The 21802-nt window shown below is 72.1% G+C and carries 18 protein-coding genes; 11 read left to right on the forward strand and 7 right to left on the reverse strand.

Features of this window, described 5'->3' with window-relative positions; translation table 11 throughout:
• The first annotated feature begins 14 nt into the window (after window positions 1-14).
• Window positions 15-845, forward strand: a complete 831-nt coding sequence (locus tag ACN26Z_RS18025; protein WP_421462489.1) for a TetR family transcriptional regulator — start codon at window positions 15-17, stop codon at window positions 843-845.
• A 61-nt stretch (window positions 846-906) separates the two neighbouring features.
• Here the strand turns inward: ACN26Z_RS18025 and ACN26Z_RS18030 are convergent, their stop codons facing one another.
• Both ACN26Z_RS18030 and glpK read right to left on the reverse strand, forming a co-directional pair.
• The gene (locus tag ACN26Z_RS18030; RefSeq protein ID WP_421462490.1) at window positions 907-2232 is read right to left on the reverse strand and encodes a metallophosphoesterase; all 1326 of its coding nucleotides are present in this window, start codon (window positions 2230-2232) and stop codon (window positions 907-909) included.
• A 135-nt stretch (window positions 2233-2367) separates the two neighbouring features.
• Window positions 2368-3885 carry a glycerol kinase GlpK gene (glpK, locus tag ACN26Z_RS18035; RefSeq protein ID WP_093405899.1) on the reverse strand — a complete coding sequence of 506 codons (1518 nt, stop codon included), beginning with the start codon at window positions 3883-3885 and terminating at the stop codon, window positions 2368-2370.
• 206 nt (window positions 3886-4091) lie between these two features.
• Between glpK and ACN26Z_RS18040 the strand changes: the two genes are divergently transcribed.
• Window positions 4092-4964, forward strand: coding sequence for an SDR family oxidoreductase (locus tag ACN26Z_RS18040; protein WP_396885240.1), 873 nt, complete (start codon window positions 4092-4094; stop codon window positions 4962-4964).
• A gap of 62 nt (window positions 4965-5026) precedes the next feature.
• Entirely contained in the window at window positions 5027-5518 is a 492-nt protein-coding gene (locus ACN26Z_RS18045) for an ATP-binding protein (RefSeq protein ID WP_093405902.1), read from the forward strand.
• Window positions 5519-5543: 25 nt separating this feature from the next.
• Here the strand turns inward: ACN26Z_RS18045 and ACN26Z_RS18050 are convergent, their stop codons facing one another.
• Complete coding sequence (locus ACN26Z_RS18050) at window positions 5544-5864, reverse strand: TraR/DksA family transcriptional regulator (protein WP_421462493.1); 321 nt, start codon at window positions 5862-5864, stop codon at window positions 5544-5546.
• Window positions 5865-6319: 455 nt separating this feature from the next.
• On the opposite strand from ACN26Z_RS18050, the gene ACN26Z_RS18055 reads away from it, so the two are divergent.
• From ACN26Z_RS18055 to smpB, 5 genes are all read left to right on the forward strand, one after another.
• Window positions 6320-6763 carry an SCP2 sterol-binding domain-containing protein gene (locus ACN26Z_RS18055; RefSeq protein WP_421462494.1) on the forward strand — a complete coding sequence of 148 codons (444 nt, stop codon included), beginning with the start codon at window positions 6320-6322 and terminating at the stop codon, window positions 6761-6763.
• Entirely contained in the window at window positions 6760-8817 is a 2058-nt protein-coding gene (locus ACN26Z_RS18060; protein WP_421462495.1) for a glycogen debranching N-terminal domain-containing protein, read from the forward strand. The genes ACN26Z_RS18055 and ACN26Z_RS18060 overlap by 4 nt, the downstream gene beginning before the upstream one ends.
• A gap of 103 nt (window positions 8818-8920) precedes the next feature.
• Window positions 8921-9433, forward strand: coding sequence for an NUDIX domain-containing protein (locus tag ACN26Z_RS18065; RefSeq protein WP_093405913.1), 513 nt, complete (start codon window positions 8921-8923; stop codon window positions 9431-9433).
• Window positions 9434-9690: 257 nt separating this feature from the next.
• Window positions 9691-12042 carry a hypothetical protein gene (locus ACN26Z_RS18070; protein ID WP_421462497.1) on the forward strand — a complete coding sequence of 784 codons (2352 nt, stop codon included), beginning with the start codon at window positions 9691-9693 and terminating at the stop codon, window positions 12040-12042.
• Between the two features lie 30 nt (window positions 12043-12072).
• Complete coding sequence (gene smpB / locus ACN26Z_RS18075; protein WP_282238266.1) at window positions 12073-12564, forward strand: SsrA-binding protein SmpB; 492 nt, start codon at window positions 12073-12075, stop codon at window positions 12562-12564.
• Between the two features lie 95 nt (window positions 12565-12659).
• On the opposite strand, the gene ACN26Z_RS18080 is transcribed toward smpB, so the two are convergent.
• The 3 genes from ACN26Z_RS18080 to ACN26Z_RS18090 all read right to left on the reverse strand — a co-directional run bounded on the left by ACN26Z_RS18080 (window position 12660) and on the right by ACN26Z_RS18090 (window position 16953).
• Window positions 12660-13073 carry a hypothetical protein gene (locus tag ACN26Z_RS18080; RefSeq protein WP_093405922.1) on the reverse strand — a complete coding sequence of 138 codons (414 nt, stop codon included), beginning with the start codon at window positions 13071-13073 and terminating at the stop codon, window positions 12660-12662.
• A gap of 41 nt (window positions 13074-13114) precedes the next feature.
• Entirely contained in the window at window positions 13115-14005 is an 891-nt protein-coding gene (locus ACN26Z_RS18085; RefSeq protein WP_421462500.1) for an MHYT domain-containing protein, read from the reverse strand.
• 167 nt (window positions 14006-14172) lie between these two features.
• Window positions 14173-16953: a DEAD/DEAH box helicase gene (locus tag ACN26Z_RS18090; RefSeq protein ID WP_421462502.1), complete on the reverse strand. Its 2781-nt coding sequence runs from the start codon at window positions 16951-16953 to the stop codon at window positions 14173-14175.
• Between the two features lie 86 nt (window positions 16954-17039).
• Between ACN26Z_RS18090 and ACN26Z_RS18095 the strand changes: the two genes are divergently transcribed.
• Complete coding sequence (locus ACN26Z_RS18095; protein ID WP_421462504.1) at window positions 17040-17795, forward strand: HAD family hydrolase; 756 nt, start codon at window positions 17040-17042, stop codon at window positions 17793-17795.
• 100 nt (window positions 17796-17895) lie between these two features.
• Here the strand turns inward: ACN26Z_RS18095 and ACN26Z_RS18100 are convergent, their stop codons facing one another.
• Window positions 17896-18831: a diacylglycerol kinase family protein gene (locus ACN26Z_RS18100; RefSeq protein WP_421462506.1), complete on the reverse strand. Its 936-nt coding sequence runs from the start codon at window positions 18829-18831 to the stop codon at window positions 17896-17898.
• Between the two features lie 232 nt (window positions 18832-19063).
• Between ACN26Z_RS18100 and lanKC the strand changes: the two genes are divergently transcribed.
• A complete protein-coding gene (gene lanKC, locus ACN26Z_RS18105; protein WP_421462509.1) occupies window positions 19064-21658 on the forward strand; it encodes a class III lanthionine synthetase LanKC in 2595 nt (864 codons plus the stop codon).
• 6 nt (window positions 21659-21664) lie between these two features.
• On the forward strand, window positions 21665-21784 hold the full coding sequence (locus ACN26Z_RS18110) for a SapB/AmfS family lanthipeptide (RefSeq protein ID WP_093405935.1): 120 nt from the start codon (window positions 21665-21667) through the stop codon (window positions 21782-21784).
• Window positions 21785-21802: the final 18 nt, after the last annotated feature.

Raw genomic sequence — 21802 nt, forward strand, 5'->3', positions numbered from 1 at the left:
ACTACGCTTGGCGCATGAGCTGGGAGGAGACCGACGGCACCCGCAGCCGGATCCTGCGCACCGCATCGGACCTCTTCGCCGAGCAGGGGTACCAACGCACCTCGCTGCGGCAGATCGCCGAACGGTTGCGGCTGACCAAGGCCGCCATCCTCTACCACTTCCCCAGCAAGGCGCATCTGCTCACCGCACTAGCCGAGCCGCTGATCCGCGACCTGGAGGCGCTGCTGGACAAGGCCGGGGCACTGCCCGGCCAGCAGGCGAGATGGACGCTGCTGGCGGGCTGGGTGGACACCATGCTCGCGCACCGCGGCCCGCTCGGCATGCTCTTTCACGACCTCGCGCTCGTCGACCGGGGCAGCACGTACCACCGGCTGATGCAGATCGCCATGCGCGCCAACGAGATCGTCGCCGGACCGGACGCCGGACGCCGGGATCGGGTCCGGGCGGTTCAGGCCATCGCCATGTGCAGCGATCCGGTGGTGTTCATGATCGACGTGCCCGCGTCGGTGCTGCGGGGCGACATGCTCGACGGCGCCTGTCGCCTGCTCGGCGAGACACCACCCGACGTGGCGGAGCCGGTGGACCGGTCCGCACCGGCGACCGACCGGACGACACCGGTAACCGAAGTGGCCTCCGGCACCGCTTCCGCGACGCCCAAGCGGGTGGGGCGGCGGCGGCCGGGGCGACCCCGGTCGATGAGCCCGGAACAGGTACGGTCCGCCCGGCGGATGCATCTGGCGGGCACCCACTCGGCCGACGAGATCGCCGCCGAGTTCGGCGTCTCGCGCGCCACCGTCTACCGCCACCTCGACGCGGACGACGATAACGAGACAGTTCTAAGATAGTTTCGAGACAGCCTCGGCCGGCCGGTCCGGCGGCGGGGCGGGGCGCCCCGCCGCCGGCAGGTCACCGCACCAGGCCGAGCCCGGCGTACGTACGCTCGTGCGCCGGAAACTCCTCGTCGGTGTGCGGCGCGTAGATCCAGGTACGCAGCGAGTCGGCAGCCGTGTCGATCTCCACCAGCCGCACCGGGTTGGTCCGGCGCGAGTGGAACGTCTGGAGGAAGGAGTGGACCCGGTTGCCGTGCACGCCGGTGTCCACCCGGGAGGCCGCCGTGCCCGTGTGGCCGGAGAAGACGAATCGGATGTTGGGGTATCGCGCCACGAGGTTGTCGAAAAGGTACCGCGGGCTGGTCGAGCCGTAGCCGGCCGACTGGCCGATCGAGGCGTCGCTCTCCAGGTAGTGATGAGTGACGATCACGACGTTGTGCCGGGGATGGGCGGCCACGACGGCCTTCGCCCAGGCGACCGCCGCCCGGCGCGGCCACAGCTCCAGACTCAGCACCAGCCACCGCACGCCGCCGGCCGTGTAGGTGGCGTAGGCGTTGTCCACCTTGCCGGCCTCGAACTGGCCACGCACCGCCCCGAACCGGCCCGCCGTGAAGTACCTGTTGAACACCGTCGTGTCACGCAGCAGTTGCCCGGCGGGGCTGCGCAACTCCCCGTCCGGCCCGGCGGCCTGGGTGTCGTGGTTGCCCACGGCGAGGGTGTACGGCATGCCGGCCGTCTCCAGTGGACGCAACGCGGCCCGGGCCCGTTCGTACTGCACGTGGCCGGGAGAGTCGTAGTTCACCACATCGCCGGAGTGCGTGACGAAACGCAGGTCGAGGGTGGCGCGCTGGTCGACCAGCCAGTCGACGCGCTGACGCAGCCGGGTGTCGCCCGCGGACAGCACCTCCTCCTGGGTGTCCGGGACCACGGCGAAGGTGAAGGTGGCGTCGACCGCCGGCGGCGGCTGCACCCGCACGTACGCCAGGTGTGCGTTGCGGTCGCACGCGCCGGTGTACCTGTCGTTGACCAGCTCGATCCGAACGTCGTGCCGCCCCTCCGGCAGCTGCTCACCGACCGGATAGCCGCCGTAGTCGGCGGCGCTGGTCACGGTGATCTCGCCGATCACCTCGCCGGCCACCCTGACCCGCAGGGTCGGCCAGCCGTCGCAGTGATCGCCGATCGCCCCGACGACCAGCCGGCCGGCGCCCCGTACCGGAATGCTGGCGTAGCTGGCGTTGTGCCACAGCGTGGCGTGAGTGCCCGACGGCGGCCGGGGCGTGCCCGTCGCCGGTTGGATCGAGCCGTTGACCACGGTGAACGGTGACGCCGCGTGCGCCGCGCCAGCCAGTACGCCGGCCGACAGTACGACCACGACCGCCATGATCGCGCGCGTGATCCGCATGGATGCCTCCCTGTGCCCACCCCCGGCAGCTGCCGGACATCGGGATGCTAAGGCAGACTCACCGGACATTCCGGCACCGCGACATTGACACGCAGTGACGTTAACTTGGCCGAAACGTCACAGGGCGCGGCGTCGTCAGCCGACGTCGACCCAGTCCAGCGTGCGCTGCACCGCCTTGCGCCAGTCGGCGTAGCCGGCCGCGCGCTGCTCGGGCGACCAGGACGGCTGCCAACGCCGACTCTCGTTCCAGTTCTCCCGCAGTTCCTCGGTGTTCCGCCAGAATCCGACGGCCAGGCCGGCGGCGTAGGCCGCGCCGAGGGCAGTGGTCTCGGCGACCACCGGCCGGCTGACCGGCACGCCGAGGATGTCCGCCTGCAACTGCATGCACAGGTCGTTGACGGTGACGCCGCCGTCGACCTTGAGGCGTTCCAGCGGTACGCCCGAGTCCCGCGCCATGGCCTCGGCCACGTCGCGACTCTGGTAGCAGATGGCTTCCAGCGTCGCCCGAGCGATGTGCGCGTCGGTGTTGTAGCGGGACAGGCCGACGATCGCGCCCCGGGCGTCGGATCGCCAGTACGGGGCGAACAGGCCGGAGAAGGCCGGTACGAAGTAGACCCCGCCGTTGTCGTCGACCTGGCGGGCGAGGTCCTCGCTCTGCGCCGCACTGCTGATGATCTTCAGCTGGTCGCGGAGCCACTGCACGGCCGAACCGGTGACGGCGATGGAGCCTTCGAGCGCGTAGACCGGCGGCTGGCCGGCGAACTGGTAGCACACGGTGGTGAGCAGCCCGGCCTCGGAGCGGACGATCTCCGACCCGGTGTTCAACAGCATGAAGTTGCCCGTACCGTACGTGTTCTTCGCCTCGCCCGGGGCGAAGCAGACCTGACCGACGGTGGCCGCCTGTTGGTCACCAAGATCCGCGGTGATCGGAACCGGTCCGGCGAACGGGCCGCTGGGCAGGGTGACGCCGTAGGCGTCCGGATCGGACGACGGAACGATCCGGGGCAGCATGGCGCGTGGAACGCCGAAGATGGACAGCAGTTCGTCGTCCCAGTCCAGGGTTTCCAGGTTCATCAACATGGTCCGGCTGGCGTTTGTGGGGTCGGTGACATGGACACCGCCGTCCGGGCCGCCGGTGAGGTGCCACAACAGCCAGGTGTCGGTGTTGCCGAAGATCGCCTCACCGCGTTCGGCGGCCGCCCGCACCCCGTCGACGTGCTCCAGAATCCACTGGATCTTGCCACCGGAGAAGTAGGTCGCCGGCGGCAGACCGGCCTTGCGCCGAATGATCTCGCCGCGCCCGTCGCGTTCCAACGCCGAGGCGATCCGATCGGTCCGGGTGTCCTGCCAGACGATGGCGTTGTAGTACGGCCGGCCGGTGCGCCGGTCCCACACCACAGTCGTCTCCCGCTGGTTGGTGACACCGAGGGCCGCCAGGTCACCCGCCGCCAGGCTGTGCGTGTTCAGCGCCGTACGCACGACCGTCTGGGTCCGTTCCCAGATCTCCAGCGGGTTGTGCTCGACCCAGCCGGCGCGCGGCAGGATCTGCTGGTGTTCGAGCTGGTGGCGGCCGACCTCGTTGCCACCGTGGTCGAAGATCATGAACCGGGTGCTGGTGGTGCCCTGGTCCACGGCGCCGACGAAGTCAGCCATGCGGTTCTCCTTCTCCTGGTCCTCGCTGCGGTACCGCCTCGGGGTAGATCCTTCCCGATGTCCGCGCCACTCACCACGAACGGCCGGCGCGGACGTCGGCTGCGGCGGGCGGACGGCACCGGGTGGGTCGGCCGACGCAAGCCCGGTACCGTTCGGCAGACCACCACTGGGTCGCCGCCGGCGGCGACCGGGACCAGGAGCGCAGCATGCGGCTAGACCTACGCGACCGGACCATCCTGATCACCGGAGCGGCGCGGGGTATCGGCGCTCAACTGGCCCGGGCCGCCGCGGCCCGGGGCGCCCGGGTCGCCGTGGTCGGCCTGGAACCGGTGCTGTTGCGGCAGGTCGCCGCCGAGGTGGGCGGGCACTGGTACGAGTGCGACGTCACCGACCAGGCGGGCCTCGACGACGCCGTCGCCTCGACCGTGCAGCGCTACGGCGGCATCGACGTGGTGGTGGCCAACGCCGGCATCGCCAACATCGGCACCGTGTCCACCGGCCCGGTCGACGCCCTGGCACGCACCATCGAGGTGAACCTGACCGGCGTGGTCCGCACGGTCAGCGCGGCGCTGCCGCACGTACGCGCCGCCCGCGGCCACGTCCTGATCGTCTCCTCGGCGGCGGCCTTCGCCGCCATGCCCGGGATGGCCGCGTACTGTGCGTCGAAGGCCGGGGTGGAGCAGTTCGGCAACGTGCTGCGGCTGGAGAACCGTCGGCGGGGACTCACCGTGGGCACCGCGCACCCGATCTGGATCGACACCGACCTGGTGCGCGACTTCCGCGACGACCTCGCCTCCTTCCACGCCGCGCAGCGCAAACTGCCCTGGCCGCTGAACACCGTGGTCAGTGTCGAGCGGTGCGCCGAGGCACTGCTGCGCGGCATCGAAGGTCGGCGACGCAAGGTCTACGTGCCACGGTCCATCGCCCTGGTCCAGGCGCTGCGCCCGATGGTGCTCAGCGGGTTCGCCGACCGGCTGATCGACCGCTTCGGCGGCGCGGAACTGGCCGAGCGGTTGGAGGCGGAGGTACACCGTCTCGGCCGATCCTTCGGTCGGACGTCGGTGGAGGGTGGCCAGTAGCTTCCGGATGGTTGCCCCTCGGCAAAGGTCGCGGATGTTCGCGGACGACGTACCCTGCCTGCATGAACTACCTCGGCCCGCCGGACGCCCGGGATTCCCGCGACCCGTCCCCCGGCGGCGGCGAGACCACCCCACTGCTGTCCGAGTCGTTCACCGCGCAGACCGTGACGGCGCTACGGCACCTGCTCACCGCCCGGGTGGCCGCCGCCGGCCTCACCGGCGATGTGGCCGAGGATCTCGTCCTGGCCGTGCACGAGCTGGTCACCAACGCCGTGCTGCACGGTGGGGGCCGGGGGCGACTCGACCTGTTCCGGCGGGCCGACCTGCTCGTCTGTGAGGTCACCGATCACGGCCACGAGCACGGTGGCGACCTGCCGGTGAACCTGCCCGCGACGAACACCCCGGGTGGCCGGGGTCTCTGGCTCGCCCATCACCTGACCGGGGCGTTGACGCTTACCCGCCGGCCCGATGGTCTTACCGCGACCGTCACCGCCAGCCTGCGCGACGAGCCGTCCGGGTCGCCCGAGGCCACGGACCGGCCGCCGCACCCGTGAGACGAGCGGCGGCCGGTCCACCTGGTCAGCCGTTCTGCTTCTGCTGGCACGACACGCAGAACCGCGCGTGCGGCAGGATCTCCAGGCGTTCCCGGGGGATGTCCGTTCCGCACCGCTCGCAGCTGCCGTAGCCACCGGCGGCGAGGCGTCGCAGCGCCCCGGAGATCTGGTCGAGGCTCTGCCGGGTGGCGGCGATCAGCGCGGCATTCGTGTGTGCCTCCGCCGGATCCCCGGTGTCGGCCGTCAACTCGGTCAGCCGAGTCGTCTGGGCCTCGAACTCGTGGTTCAGCGTCGCCTCGAGTTCGGTGCGCCACTGCTGGTCGTAGGTGCCGGTTCGTTCGCTCATTTCGGGTCCTTCCGGAAAAGAAAAAGGGCCGAAGCTCTGCGCTTCGCCCCTGGGCCGTCACGTGTCCGTGCACGGTTTCCGGAGGGCTGCGGCCCGCGGGACGCGGCTGGCCGTGACCGGCACGCCCGCAGACCCGGGGCGCGGGGGTGGCCGCGCCGGGCACGCGCAGCACAACCGCCGCCGCCGTGACGGCGGCGGCGCGGTTGAGCGGCGCGGCGGTTCGCATCGGACCACCATAGGCGGCGGCCAGCAGGAAACCAATGCCGATTTCCCAGGCGCGGGTCGGGCCGTCCGGATCTACCTGAAGGTGGCCAGCCAACACAGACCAGCACCAGAGCGGACCAAAGCCGTTAAGGTGACGATGGCGGAGGAGTCTGACCGGCGCTTCGCCGCCGGCTCGGGCCACCCTGGCGCCAGCCCTCGTCGGCCGGCAACGCCCCGCAGGAGGTGCCGGAATGTCGGAGGCGGTGCGCGACTTCTTCGACGGCCTCGCCGAGGGTGGGGGGCGGATGCTTCGGCAGGTCTGCGGCACCGTGCGATTCGACCTGGGTTACCCCGACCGGGTCGACCACTGGCTGGTCAGCATCGACCAGGGCCGGATCACGGTGTCGCGCGGCGACATGACGGACGCGGACACGGTGATCTACACCGACGCGCAGTTCTTCCTGCGGATGGCCCACGGCGAGGTCAAGCCCCTGCCGGCGTGGCTGCGCAACGACTTCACCGCCGACGGCGAGTTCCGTTTCGTCGTCATGTTGGAGCGGCTGTTCGCACCACCGCCCGACGCCCACCACCCCCGTGAGGTGGCCGCCCGCCAGCATCCGCGGGCACCGGCCGAATACCGACGGCCGTCGCCGGATGAGGCGGCGCCCCCGGCCGGCGACGGGGAGCCGCGGTGAGGAAGCTGGTCCGCATCCTCGACGGCAACATCTTCGCGCTGAGCGACGACAACGGCGACATGGACTTCAGCCCCACCAATCCGAGCGGATTCTTCGCCTTTGACATCCGCTTCCTGTCCACCTGGCGGCTGCGTCTGGACGGGGAGCGGCTGCACCCGCTGGCCGTGCACGATCCGAGCTACTACAAGATCCGGTTCTTCCTGGTTCCCGGTCACCCGACCCACTACGTCGACGCGAAGGTCTCGGTGATCCGCGACCGGTGGATTTCCGACAGCGCCTTCATCGAGCACCTCACCGTGCTCAACCACACCAACGGCCCCGTCGACTACGTGCTGCGCATCGACGCGGACAGCGACTTCGCGCCGGTCTACAACGTGGTCTGGCCGCACGGGTCGACACTTCGCGGCTACCGCGAAGTGTCGGGGGACGGTCTGCGGCTCGGTTACCGGCGAGAGAAGTTCCATCGGGTCACCGACGTCTCGAGCAGCGAACCGGCCGAGTTCGACGAGCGCGGGTTGACCTTTCGGATCCGGGTGGACCCGCAGGGCCGATGGACCACGACCCTGCGGGTGCAAGGGCTGGTGCTGCGTCCGGACGGAGCGGACATTCGGGAACGCCTGCGGCATCCGCGCGGCAAGGTGGGCACCGAACTGCGCCAGGACCTCAGCGAGTGGGTCGCCGAAGCCCCTCAGTTGTACTGCGACTGGAAGTCGTTGTGCACCACCTACCAGCGCGGGCTGATGGACCTGGCCGGCCTGCGCTTCTCTCCGCTGGCGCTGCCGCACGAGACCATGCTCGCCGCCGGGTTGCCCTGGTCGGCCACCATCATCGGCCGCGACAACCTGCTCACCTGCTACCAGACTCTGCCGTTCGTGCCCCGGATGGCGGCGACCACCCTGCGCCTGCTCGCCATCGACCAGGGCACGGTGCTCGACGACTTCCGCGACGAGGAACCCGGCAAGATCCTCAACGAGTTCCGGTACGGGGAGATGGCCGCCTTCGAACATCGTCCCCAGTCGCCGTACTACGGCGGAGCGGACGTGACGCCCCTGTTCGTCGTGCTGCTCGACGAGTACGAGCGCTGGACCGGCGACGCCGCGCTGGTGCGGAACTTGGAGGACGCCGCCCGCGCGGCGTTGCACTGGATCGACGAGTACGGCGACCTGCGCGGCGACGGCTACCTCTGGTACCAGCCACGCAACGACGAGAGCGGGGCGCAGAACCACTGCTGGAAGGACTCACCGGAGGCGATCTGCTACCGCGACGGCCGGCTGCCGGGGCTGCCCCGCGCCACCTGCGAGTTGCAGGGGTACGCGTACGACGCCAAACGGCGCGGGGCCCGGCTGGCTCGCGAGTTCTGGGGCGACCCGGCGTACGCCGAACGCCTGGATCGGCAGGCCGAGCAGCTCAAGCAGCGATTCAACAGGGACTTCTGGATCGATGGGGGTGAGTACTTCGCGCTGGCGCTCGGCCCCGACGGCGACCAGGTGGACGCGCTGGCGTCGAACATGGGGCACCTGTTGTGGAGTGGCATCGTGGACCCCTCCCGGGCCGCCGCAGTCGCCGATCACCTGCTCGGGCCCCGACTCTTCTCCGGCTGGGGGGTGCGGACGCTGGCCACCGGGCAGGCCAGCTACAACCCGCTCGGCTACCACGTCGGTACGGTGTGGCCGTTCGACAACTCGCTGATCGCCTGCGGGCTGCGCCACTACGGGTTCGTCAAGGAGGCGGGGATCATCGCCGAATCCGTCGTCGAGGCGTCCCAGCATTTCGCCGGGCGGATGCCGGAGGCCTTCGCCGGCTACGACCGCGAGCTGACCCGCTCTCCGGTGCCGTACCCGGCCGCGAACAGTCCCCAGGCATCCGCCACGGGTGCCACCTTCCTGCTGCTGCGCGCCCTGCTCGGCCTGGAGCCGTACGGCGACCACCTGGTGGTGCATCCGGAGATCCCGCCGCGCTTCGGCCGGATCGAGCTGCTGAACATCCCGGGCCGCTGGGGTCGTAAGGACGCGATCGGCAACGCCCGGACCTACGGTCCGCCAGCACCGCGCTGACGACCAGGTCGATCGCGCTGCGCAGCTGGTCGGGCGGTGGCGGGGCAGCCCCGGGCTCCGCTGCCGGCGGTGCCCGGCCGCATGCCAGGTAACGTGCTGCGGCATGACTGGCGTGGCGTACTCGCATTGTTCGTACTGCGGCGCGGCCTACCCGCCGCCGGTCGGCTGGCCCCGGCTCTGCGCGAGCTGCGGTCGACAGGTCTGGCGAAACCCGCTGCCGGTGGCGGTTGCCGTACAGCCGGTGCTGACCGCCACCGGTCTCGGTGTGGTCGTCGTCCGGCGGGACATCGAACCCGCCCGAGGGCTGCTCGCGCTGCCCGGTGGGTTCATCGAGCACGGCGAACGATGGGAGGACGCGCTGGTCCGCGAGCTGCGCGAGGAGACCGGCCTGCATGCCGACGCGGCCGGTGCCAGGCTGGTCACCGTGCAGAGCGCGCCGGCCGGCGGCACCATGCTGATCTTCGGGGAACTGCCGGTACGACCCGCCGAGGATCTTCCGCCCTCGGTGCCGACCGCCGAGGCCACCGAGTGGCTGGTGCTGACTGAGCCGACCGAGCTGGCCTTCTCCACCCACACCGAGGTGCTGGCCGACTTCCTCGCCCGCCGGCCCGCCTGACCGCCGGCCCGCCTGACCGCCGGCCCGCCTGACCGCCGGCCCGCCTGACGACCGGCCGCCTGACCACCGGCCGCCTGACCACCGGCCGCCTGACCACCGGCCCGCATGACCAGCCGGGCCGTCTGACCAGCCGGTTCGCCTGACCAGCCGGACGCCGCGAGCAGGCGTGGTCGACGGCTCGGCGGGTAGACGGGGAGACCGCACCGGGACGCCGGGCCCGTGCCGGGTCGGGTCGGTGCACACGTTCCGGGGGGCCGATGACCAGCAAGCCGGGGGCCTCGGACGACGTCGTGGAGCTGCGGGTGCACGGCGTGTCCGGTGCCGACGCCGAACAGATCCTCGACCGTCCGCACAGTCACCAGGTCGCCGGGGACCGTAGCGGCGGGTTCTACCGGCCGCGCCCGGGCTATCCGGACACCAGGGGCCCGGCGGGCGTGACGCTGGAGGCGTATCGCTGGGGTGAACTGCCCTCCGGCACCACCGTCCGCACGCTGTCGCTGATGTTCCTGCTGCCGTTCATGCTGTGCAACGTCGCGATCTGGATGCGGCCGCCCCCAGGCCACAAGTCCGATTCCGGGGTGAAGGCGTTGTGCCGGCTGCTCGCCCTCAGCCTCACCATGCTGTACGTGCTGGCGGCGATGGGCGTGGCACTGGACCTGGTCGCCTGGCGGTGCGTGCCGAACCCGTCCTGTCTGGCCGGGCGGCCGTGGCTGTCCTGGATCAGCGACCGACCTCCCGGGCTCACCCTGGCCGTCTTCGCGCTCCTGCCCTTCGGCGCGCTCATGCTGGTCTGGCTGCTCGGCGTCCGCCCCGGCCGCAACTTCGCCGCCTTCCACACCCCGATCAGCACTTCGGGGGGCCACCAGCTCAGCGCGGTGGGCCAGTGGGACAGAGCGCCGACCGTGGACCGGCTCTGTTCGCTGCACGGCGCCGCCGGGCTGATGACCCTGAGTCTCGGTCTGGTCGCCGCCCGGATCGGCTCGGGCCCGTCGCCGCTCAGCGTGGCCCTGGCCGTCGTCAGCGGGGCGGTGCTGTTGGCCAGCATCGTGCTGGTCTGCGCCCACCCGTTCGTCGACCTGCTGCCAACCGGCTCGTACGCGGACCGGATAGCGCGCGGGCTGCGCAACCTGGCCTTCGTGCTGATCGCTGTGGTGCTGGTGGCGGTGTCGGTCGACCCCACTCCGTGGCGGATCCGGGACGGGCTGCCCGGCTACGCCACCGCCGTCGGGCTGGTCATCTCCTCCCAGGCGGTGCTGCTGTTCCTGCTCGGCGCGGGCGCGCTGATCGCCCGGAGCCGACGACGGCACAACACCGCCGACACCACCGGCAGCGGCGAACCGTTCGACCGTGGCGACCCCGGCCGCGATGCGGCGCCCGCACCAAGCGTCGAGCCCGACGAGGCGCGTCGCGGATTCGGCCGTAACGGGCTCGGCGCCGGACCGCTACGCGGGCTGGGTGCTCCCGTGATCGCGGCCAGTGCCACCGGGCTGGCGGTGGCGATCTCCGCAGACCTGGTCTACCGGGTTGCCGATTTCCTCAACCGCCGTGCCGACGCCGACGGGGAGCGGGCGATCAGCCCGCCGCTGGGCTACAAGTGGGCCATCTTCGTGTTCCTGGTGGCGGCGGCAGCCACCCTGCTGGCGGCGCTGATCATCGTGCTGGCCAGTCGTATCCCCCGGATGCGCACCGCCCGGGCCACCGTCGCGCACGACTTTCCCGACGCACCGCCGGCCGCCCGGTACCGCCTGCATGAGGTCGAGCGCATGATCGCCCGAGCGCGGTTCACCGAACGGGTGGAGTCACTCGCGGTGGTGTACGCCTCTGTCGTCGGGGTGGGCATGCCCAGCAGTCTGCTCGGCATGCTGGGGCTGGCGCCGGGCCCCACGGTGCAGCAGTTGACCGGCATTCCGGCCGCGGCGACCAACTTCGGTATCCAGATGGGCAGTTTCCTCATCGCGGCGGTGGTGTTCGCGCTGCTCGTCGGCGGCGTCTTCGCGTACCGCACGTCCCGGTTCCGCAGGTACGTGGGCGTGCTGTGGGACCTGGGGACGTTCTGGCCACGGGTGGCGCACCCCTTCGCACCACCCTGCTACGCCGAGCGCGCGGTGCCGGAACTGAGTCGACGGATCGCGCACCTCACCGACCAGGGTCACGGAGTGCTGCTCACCGGACACAGTCACGGTTCGGTGCTGCTCGCGGCCACGATCCTGCAACTGCCACCCGAGGTGTGCGGCCGGTTGGCGCTGCTCACCTACGGCTCACCGCTGCGCCGGCTCTACGCCCGGCTGTTCCCCGCCTACGTCAGTGACGAGGTGCTCCGCGACGTGGGCGACCGGGTCAACTGGCGGTGGATCAACCTGTGGCGGGACACCGACCCGATCGGGGGCTGGGTCTTCTCGCCGCACCGGCCGGAGCGTCCGCCGACGGTGTCCGGCGCCGCCGGCACGGTGGACCGGCGGCTGCGCGACCCGGTCGGCGTCGTCCCGCCGCCCGGCGACAGCGTCCCGCACCCGATCGTCGGGCACTGGCCCGGCGAATCCGATCCGCGCTTCGAGACCGCGGTGACGGAGCTGGCGAGCCGGCTGCGTGAGCACGACAAGCCGGTCTGAGCCGACCGGCGGTGCGGCTATCCTTCCCGGATGGGCACCTCCCCCAGCGCCGAACGGACTGTGATCGCGTCGAACCGCCGGGCCCGCCACGACTACGCCGTGCTCAAGACGTACGAGGCCGGCATCGTGCTCGCCGGCACCGAGGTCAAGTCGCTGCGGGCGGGACGCGTCTCGCTGGTGGACGCCTTCGCGCAGGAACGCGACGGGGAGATCATGCTGTACGGCCTGCACATCGCCGAATACGGCTACGGCAGCTGGACCAACCACGCGCCCCGGCGTACCCGCAAGCTGCTGCTACGCCGGGTGGAGATCGCCCGGATCCTGGACCGGACCCGCGAGGGCGGGATCACCCTGGTGCCGCTGTCGATGTACTTCTCCGGCGGCTGGGCAAAGGTCGAGCTGGCGCTGGCCAAGGGTCGACGGTCGTTCGACAAACGGCAGGTGCTGGCCGAACGCGACGCGAACCGGGAGATCGCCCGCGAGCTGGGCCGCCGGCTCAAGGGCCGCCCCGGTCGAGGCTGAGCCCGGAAACCGTGGCTGCCTCGGGGCGGTTCGCGCCGGAGCGGGCGCGACCTGAGAGACGGTCGGGAACCTCGGGAGCGGTCCCCGACCGTCTCTCAGTCGGCGAGCAGCTGGGCGTGGGCCGCGCGTAACCGGGTCAGCGCGGGATCACTTCCCGGCGGGAAACGTCGATCCAGTTCGGCCCAGACCTCGGCGAGCGCCGTGGTCACCGCCCGCAGCTCGGCGGCGTGCCGGCGCCCGCTCTGCTGCCGCTGAGCGTCCAGGCGTCGGGACCAGCCGGCGGTGACCTCGGCCAGGCGCCCGGCGTCGGCGCGCGCCTCGGCGACGGTGCGGGCGGCCGCCGCCGGCACGATCGCGGCGACCGGCCGGGGATCGCCGTCGCGGGTGACCACCGTGACCGAGTCGGTCAGTTCGGCCATGGCGACGAGTTGGCTGAGTCGGGTGCGCGCCTCGCGAAGGGGCAGCGAGCGCGCCGGGGCGTTTCGCGGAGTGAGGGCGGGGACAGCCATGAATACATGGTCGGTGCCGGGTACGACACTTTCCGCGACGGTCAGCGCGACGGATGGTCCCGGCGGGACGGAAACTGGGCGCCGGGGCGGGCCAGCGTCGACCGGGCGCGCAGCCCCACCGGATCGGGTGCGTCGGCATTCGGCGTCGCGCTGGCCGTGGGCGGCTGCGGTCGCCGCGCGTCCAGGTAGGCGAGCGCGGCGCGGTCCTCGTCGGTGGGTGCGGCGAGCAACGCGTACACCAGACCGACCACGCCGAAGATGACCAGCAGCACGATCGGGATGAGCAACGTACCGACACCGGCCCCGCTGATCTCGCCGCGTTCCTCGTGCAGGTGCACCGACAGGGCGCTCATCCCGGTGAAGTGCATGCCGTTGACCGCCACCCCCATCACCAGCGCCGAGGCGAAGATCGCCACCCCCTTGCGCACGGTCACCGCGAGCCAGAGCGCGACGGTGGCCGCGACCACGGCGATCAACACCGACAACCCCACCCGGAGGTTGTCGTAGAGCAGCCGACCGTCCAGCCGCATCGCCGCCATGCCCGTGTAGTGCATCGCCGCCACTCCGGCGCCGGTGAACAGGCCGCCACCGAGGATCCGTCCCGCCGAGAGCCGGCCGGTGCCCACGATCGCCAGCCCGATGCCGACCGCGATCACCGCGAGCAGCGCGCTGCCCACGGTGATCGGCACGTCGTAGCGGATCCGCGACCCGGTCACCGCGAAGCCCAGCATCGCCATGAAGTGCATCGTCCAGATCGCCGTGCCACCGAGCGCCCAGGCGGCCAGGGTCCCCCACCAGAGCTTCTGGCCGGTGCTGGCGGCGGTCCGGATGCGGCCGGCACAGACCAGGCCGAGGATGGAACCGAGCACCGACAGCGCGTAGCTCAGCGCCGGTGTGATCCAGCCGTACTCAAAGTGATTGATGTCCGCCACGTGGGCTCCCCCCAGAGCTGTTACCGGCGCGTAGCGCACGCGCCGATGACATGATCCGGGACGCTCTCACCAGGCACAACAGGCCCCCCGGGCAATTCTCGGGGTACCGCTGCGGTAACACAGCGATGCGTCGATTCCGACGGTCGCCCGGCGCCCGCCGGACCGATTCAGGCCGGTGAATGGTACGCCAGCACACCCCGGTTGACGGCGCTGATCGCCTGCCGTGCGGTGGCCCGCAGCTCGGTCGAGGCACCACCGGAGTCGGCGAGCTGGCCGAGCAGATCCACCACCTGCCGGGCCCATCGGACAAAGTCCCCGGCGGGCATCTCGCCGTCAAGCTCGTGCCCGCTGGCCAGCACCTTCGCCAGCGCCTCACCCCGGGCCCAGCGGTAGACCGGCCAGGCGAAACCGAGATCCGGCTCGCGGGTGACGGCCAGCCCGCGTGACGCCTCCTCGGCCTCGATCTCGCTCCACAGCTTCAGGGTCGCGTCGACCGCCTCGGCCACCGCGCCGCGGGGCAGCGAGGCTCGTTCGTCGACGTCGCGGCGGGCCTCGAAGACCACCACCGAGACCGCGGCGGCCAGTTCGGCGGGCGACAGCCCGTCCCAGACGCCGCGCCGGAGGCATTCCGCCACGAGCAGGTCCGCCTCCGTCCAGATCCGCCCGAGCATCCGGCCGGCGTCGGTGACGGCGCCGTCGGCGGCGAGGTAGCCGCGCCCGGTGAGCAGCGCGACGATCCGGTCGAAGGTACGCGCCAACGACCCCGTCCGACCGGCGACCCGCTGCCGCAGCTCCTCGGTGTCGCGCTCCAGCCGGCGACGACGCTCGGCCCAGCGGGCGTGTTCCTCCCGCTCCGGGCAGGCGTGGCAGGGATGCCGGCGCAGCTCGGTACGCAGCTGGCTGAGCTGGTGGTCCTCCCCGGACTGCCGGCCCCGGGCCCCCCGGCGGGAGTGTCGGTCCAGTCCGGTGCCGCTCACCTGCGCCGCCAGGTCACGCCGGGCCGCCGGATTGCGGTGGTTGAAGTGCTTGGGCACCCGGATGCGGGCCAGCACCTCGGCCGGCGTGGTGAAGTCGGCGGGACTGATCCGGCCGGCCCAGCGGTCCTGGGTGAGCACCAGCGGGCGCGGCTCGCTGAAGCCACCGGCCGCCGGATCGAGCACCACGGCCAGGCCGGCCCGCCGCCCGGACGGCACCCGGATCACGTCACCCACCCGCAGCCGCTCCAGGGCCGCCACCGCTGCCGCCCGGCGCTGGCTCTGCCCCTGGCGGGCGATGGCCCGTTCCCGGTCGGCGATGGCGACCCGCAAGGCGAAGTACTCGTCGAAGTCGCCGTGGTGGCACTCCGCCTCGACGCCGTACGCCTCGATGGTCTCGGTGTTGCGTTGCACCTGCCGGGCCAGGCCGACCACCGAGCGGTCCGCCTGGAACTGCGCGAACGACGACTCCAGCAGCGCCCGGGCCGGCTCGGCGCCGACGCTGCCGACCAGGTTCACCGCCATGTTGTACGAGGGCCGGAAGCTGGAGCGCAGCGGGTATGTCCGGGTGGAGGCCAGACCCGCCACGTGCCGGGGGTCGGTCTCCGGGGACCACACCACCACGGCGTGCCCCTCCACGTCGATGCCGCGACGACCGGCCCGCCCGGTGAGCTGGGTGTACTCCCCCGGGGTCAGGTCGACGTGCGCCTCGCCGTTGTACTTGACCAGGCGTTCCAGCACCACGCAGCGGGCCGGCATGTTGATGCCCAGGGCGAGGGTCTCGGTGGCGAAGACCGCCTTGACCAGCCCACGGACGAACAGCTCCTCCACGACCTCCTTGAACGCCGGCAGCATCCCGGCGTGGTGCGCGGCCAGCCCGCGCTCCAGCCCGTCGAGCCACTCCCAGTAGCCGAGCACCGACAGGTCCTCGCCGGGGATCGCGGTCACCCGGGACTCCACCACGCGGCGGATCTCCGCCCGCTCCTCCGGTGAGGTGAGCCGCAGCCCGGCGGCGAGGCACTGCTGCACCGCCGCGTCGCAGCCGGCCCGGCTGAAGATGAACAGGATCGCCGGCAGCAGGCCCTCGCGGTCCAGCCGGTCGACGATGTCCGGGCGCAGCGGCCCACGCCAGCGGGGGCCGCGCCGGCCGGCGCCGAAGCCGGCGGAGCGTCCCTCACCGAGATCCAGCCGGCGCATCGTGTCCCGGGTGTAGCGCAGCAGCTCCGGATGCACGTCGTGCTTGCGGGCCGCCGCGGCGTCGTGGAACAGGTCGAACATCCGCTTGCCGACCAACATGTGCTGCCACAGCGGCACCGGCCGGTGCTCGCTGACCACCACGGTGGTCTCGCCCCGAACCGTGATCAGCCAGTCGGCGAACTCCTCGGCGTTGGAGACCGTCGCCGACAGCGACACCAGGGTCACCGAGGCGGGCAGGTGGATGATGACCTCCTCCCACACCCCGCCGCGGAACCGGTCGGCCAGGTAGTGGACCTCGTCCATCACCACGTACGCCAGGCCCTCGAGGGTGGCCGAGCCGGCGTACAGCATGTTGCGCAGCACCTCGGTGGTCATCACCACCACCGGGGCGTCGCCGTTGATGGCGTTGTCACCGGTGAGCAGCCCGACCTGTTCCGCACCGTAGCGGTCGACCAGGTCGTGGTACTTCTGGTTCGACAGCGCCTTGATCGGCGTCGTGTAGAAGCACTTGCGCCGGGCCCCGTCGACCGGTTCCGGCCGCCCGGGCGCACCCCGCAACGCCAGGTGTACGGCGAACTCGCCGACCACCGTCTTGCCGGCCCCGGTCGGGGCGCAGACCAGCACGCCACTGCCCCGCTCCAGGGCCTGGCACGATTCCCGCTGGAAGTCGTCGAGGTCGAACCCCAGGTCAGCGGTGAACTCTTCAAGCGCCGGGAACTGTGAGGCCTGGGCGGCCCGGCGGCGCGCCGCGGCGTACCGCTCGGCGGGGCTCGACATGTCACCAAGATTAGTGCGTGCCCACGACGAGTACCCGGCAAGGCCGACCGCCGGGGCGGTCGGAGTGGGTCGGTAGGGTGCACGACGTGCCGGATCATGCCGAACCGACCAGCCCCGTGCCCGACGTCGACGGTCGGGGTCCGTCCCGTCGGCAGGTGCGGGCGGTCCTGTTCGACTTCCACGGCACCCTGGCACAGGTGGAGGAGCCCAGCCGGTGGGTGCTGGCCGCCGCGTCGGCGTGCGGGGTGGATCTGGACCGCGTCCGGGCGACCGCCCTGGCCGACCGGCTGCTCACCGCCGGCCGCGCCGGTGGGCCGCTGCCCGCCCGGGTGCCGCCTCACCTGGCCGAGGTGTGGGCCGACCGGGATCTCTACGAGCACGCCCACCGTGGTGCCTACACCGGGCTGGCCGCCACGGTCGACACCGGCATCGACGGCTTCGCCGAGGCGCTGTACGAGCGGGTGCTCACGCCGCAGGGGTGGGTGCCCTACCCGGACACCGCGCCGACCCTCGCCGCGTTGCGGGCCGCCGACGTGCGGGTGGCCGTGGTCAGCAACATCGGTTTCGACATCCGGCCCCTCTTCGACGCCTGGGGACTGGCCGACCTGGTCGACGCCCACGTGCTGTCGTACGAGGTGGGCCGTTGCAAGCCCGACCCGGCGATCTTCTGGCGGGCCTGCGGCCTGCTCGGCGTCGACCCGGAGGAGTCACTCATGGTCGGCGACACTCCCGCCGACGCCGGTGCCGTCGCCGCCGGATGCGCCGCGCTGATCCTTCCCGCCGCCGACCCCGGCCGCCCCAACGCCCTCGGCTCCGTCCTCAACTTCCTCCCCACCCCCTGACTTCCGCGATCTTGCAGTTGTGGTCGCCGGTATGCCGCCTTTGGGTAGTTATTTCCCGACCGAAAGTGCAAGATCGCGGGTGGTGAGGGTGTGCGGGCGGTCAGCGGAGGAGGTGGAGGGCGTGCGGGGTGACGGTGACGGTGAGTGGGAGGGAGAGGGAGCGCTCGCCGTCGGCGTAGGTGGTGATGCTGCCCTCCGCGGCGAGGGTGACGGTACGGGCGCGGTAGGTGTGCACCAGGGGATGGGTGACGTGGGTGCCGGCGTAGATGCGCGGCTTGACCCGGATCAGGGTGCGTCGGTCGAACCGGCCGCCGACCACCACGTCGAGCAGGCCGTCGGTCGGGTCCGCGTCGGGGCAGATGCGCATCCCGCCGCCGTAGCTGGCTCCGTTGCCGACCGCCACCAGGACCGCGTCGACCTCGATCCGCTCGCCGTCGAGGGTGAGGGTGTACCGGCGGGGACGTAGCCGGGCCAACTCCACCAGGATGGCCAGGTCGTAGCGGCGTGGACCACGCGGCCAGCGCATCCGGTTGGCCCGCTCGTTGACGATCGCGTCGAACCCGGCCGCCAGCACCGCGCCGTACCAGCGGACCGTGCCGTCGGCGCCGGTCATCCGGGCCAGGTCGACCGGCCGACTGCGCCCCTCGCGCAGGGCCGCCGCGATGACGTCGACCGCGGCCCGGGGGTCGGCCGGAAACCCGGTCTCCACCGCGAAGTCGTTGCCGGTGCCCGCCGGCACCGGCCCGAACGGCACCGAGGTGCCGGCGACGGCCTGCATCGCCCGGTGCACAGTGCCGTCGCCACCCACCGCGATCAGGGCACCGGCTCCTTCGGCGACGGCGGCCCGGCAGGCCGCCTCGGCCTCGGCGGCGCTACCGGCCCGCAACAGCCGCACCGGCCGGTCGGCCGCCGCGAGCCCGTCCAGCAGGTCCGGCAGCAGCCCCCGGTGCCGGCCACGGCCGGCGGTCGGGTTGGCCAGTACGGCGACGGGCCCACCAGGCACCGAAGGGTGATCGTCTGAGGTCACGGCGAGCACCGTACCTGCCCGGACCGGTGCGGGCGTGCCGGTGCCGACCCGGCACCGACCCGCGCCGGCAACGGGAACCGGACAGTCCCACCGTCTGCGCCGCAACTGTCATTTGTCACGACCGGTCGTGCGGCACGCATTCATCTCCATGACTGAAAACACTAGGGACGCCATAGGCCGAACGGACAGACTCGTATCCATCAACAGGACCGCAGCCGGCAGGCGGATGGGAGGCGACACAGTGGACGAGCGCTACGACAGCTACTGCGCCGCCGACCCGCTGTTCTACGACTCCCTCGGCAGCGCCGTCGCACAGCCCGCCTTCGCCGCGGCGAGCCGGCCGCTGCCGACGGGCTGGCGTCGGGAGCCGCTCGACGACTGGCTCATCCACGCGCCGGACGGCGAACGCCTGCCGCAGCAGGGCTGGAAGGTGCACGTGTCGGCCACGGTCGCCAACGCCGACCGGGTGCTGGACACCGTCTGGGACTACTGCGTACCCCGGGGGCTTTCCTTCAAGTTCCTGCGCGGCCCCCGCACCCTGCTGCTACGCAACTCCAAGTACGCCGCTCGCGCCGCCAGCGGCAAGTTCGTGACCGTCTACCCGCGCGACGACGCCGAGCTCGAACTGGTCTGCAAGGAACTCGACGAGCTGCTCTCCGGCGAGGCCGGCCCGTACATCCTCAGCGACCTGCGGTACGCGGCCGGCCCGGTGTACGTCCGCTACGGCGGCTTCGCCGCCCGGTACTGCCACTCCCCCGACGGCCAGGTGGTCCCGGCAGTCGAGGACGACACCGGCACCCTCGTCCCGGACCGCCGCGACCCGGTCTTCCACGTGCCGTCCTGGGTGACGCTACCCGACTTCCTCGCGCCCCACCTGGCCGCCCGCAACGCGACAAGCACCGACGAGGTCCCCTACCGGATCGAGAAGGTCATCCACTTCTCCAACGGCGGCGGCCTGTACGTCGGACGCGACAGGCGCACCGACACCCAGCTCGTGTTCAAGGAGGCTCGGCCGCACGCCGGCCTGGACGCCGACGGCACCGACGCCGTCACCCGGCTGGCTCGGGAGGCCGCCGTCCTGTGCCAACTCGCCGACCTGCCGCAGGTGCCCCGGGTGCACGACGAGTTCGCCCTGAGCGACCACCGGTTCCTCGCCCTGGAGTTCATCGAGGGCCGCCCACTGAACAAGGTCCTGGTCGACCGCTACCCGCTTATCGACGCCGACGCCACCGACGAGGACCGCGCCGCGTACGCGAGCTGGGCGCTGGACGTCCACCGCCAGGTCGACGAGGTCGTCCGGGCGATCCACGCACGCGGCCTGGTCTACGGCGACCTGCACCTGTTCAACATCATGCTGCGCCCGGACGACCGGATCGCGCTCGTCGACTTCGAGGTGGCCGCCCCGATCGACGGGCACCGCCGGCCGGGCCTGCGCAACCAGGGCTTCGCCGCGCCCCGGGGACGGACCGGCGTGGCCGTCGACCACTACGCCCTGGCCTGCCTGCGGCTGGCCCTGTTCCTGCCGCTGACCCAACTGGTCCGCCTCGCCCCGGCGAAGGCGGCGCACCTGGCCGACATCATCGCCGACACCTTCCCGGTGCCGAGAGACTTCCTCGACGCGGCGGTAGCCGAGATCACCGCTGCGGACGCCGAGTCCGGGGACCGCGTCCCGCCCACCGCCGACGTCCCACCCGTCGACCGGGACCGGCTGGCCCGCGCCATCCTCACCAGCGCCACGCCCGCACGCACCGACCGGCTGTTCCCCGGCGACATCGAACAGTTCCGCAGCGGCGGGCTCAACCTCGCCCACGGGGCGGCCGGCGTGCTGTACGCGTTGCACCAGGGCGGCGCCGGCCGGTGGCCGGAACATGAGCAGTGGCTGGTCCGCCAGGCCACCGCACCCCCGTCGGGCACCCGGTGCGGCTTCTACGACGGCCTGCACGGCGTCGCGTACGCCCTGGAAGTGCTCGGTCGCCGGCAGGACGCCCTCGACGTGCTCGACATCTGCCTCCGCGAATCGACCACCGGGTTGGACCACAGCCTGGCCGGCGGGCTGGCGGGCATTGCCCTCAACCTGGCCGAGCTGGGCGGGCGTACCGGGGAACCGGCGCTGCGGGAGGCGGCCTGGCAGGTCACCGGAGAGTTGGTGGAACGACTCGCCGACGACCCCGGCGGCGACGTCAGCGGCGGGCGGCACCCCTACGCCGGGCTGCTACGCGGCCGGACCGGAGCGGCGCTGCTGCTGGTGCGCCTGTACGAGCTGACCGGCGAGACGGACCTGCTCGACCACGCCGCCACCGCGCTACGACAGGACCTGCGCCGCTGCGTGGTACGCCCCGACGGCGCGCTGGAGGTCAACGAGGGCTGGCGGACCATGCCCTACCTGGGGCAGGGCAGCGTCGGCATCGGGCTCGTCCTCGATGAGTACCTGCGCCACCGCAGCGACGAGCAGTTCGCCGAGGCGAGCGCCGGGGTGCGTCGCGCCGCCCGGTCGCCGTTCTACGCGCAGTCCGGCCTCTTCGCCGGGCGGGCCGGCATCATCGCCTACCTCGCCGCCCAACCCGGCGATCCGGAGCTATGCGGCGAGCTGGACCGGCAGATCCGGCGGCTGGGCTGGCACGCCCTGCCGTACCGGGACGGCACCGCCTTCCCCGGCGAGCAGCTGCTGCGGCTGTCCATGGACCTCGCCACCGGCACCGCGGGCGTACTGCTGGCCCTGGCCACCGCCCGGCCGAACGCCCCGGCCACCCTGCCCTTCCTCGCGCCCCTCACCGGCGCACCCGACTCCCCCGCGACGGCGGGGGCGACCCTGACCCCGACGCCCGATAGGAGGTGACACGACATGGCGCTCCTCGACCTTCAGGGACTGGAGGCGGCTCCGGCCGACCGTACCGGCGGTGGTAGCCGGGCGAGCCTGCTGCTCTGCGGCGACAGCTCGCTGTCCGTGACGACCTGCAACTGATCGGACCGCACCACGCGA

Source organism: Verrucosispora sp. WMMD703, assembly GCF_049178935.1.
Taxonomy (GTDB): Bacteria; Actinomycetota; Actinomycetes; order Mycobacteriales; family Micromonosporaceae; genus Micromonospora; species Micromonospora sediminimaris.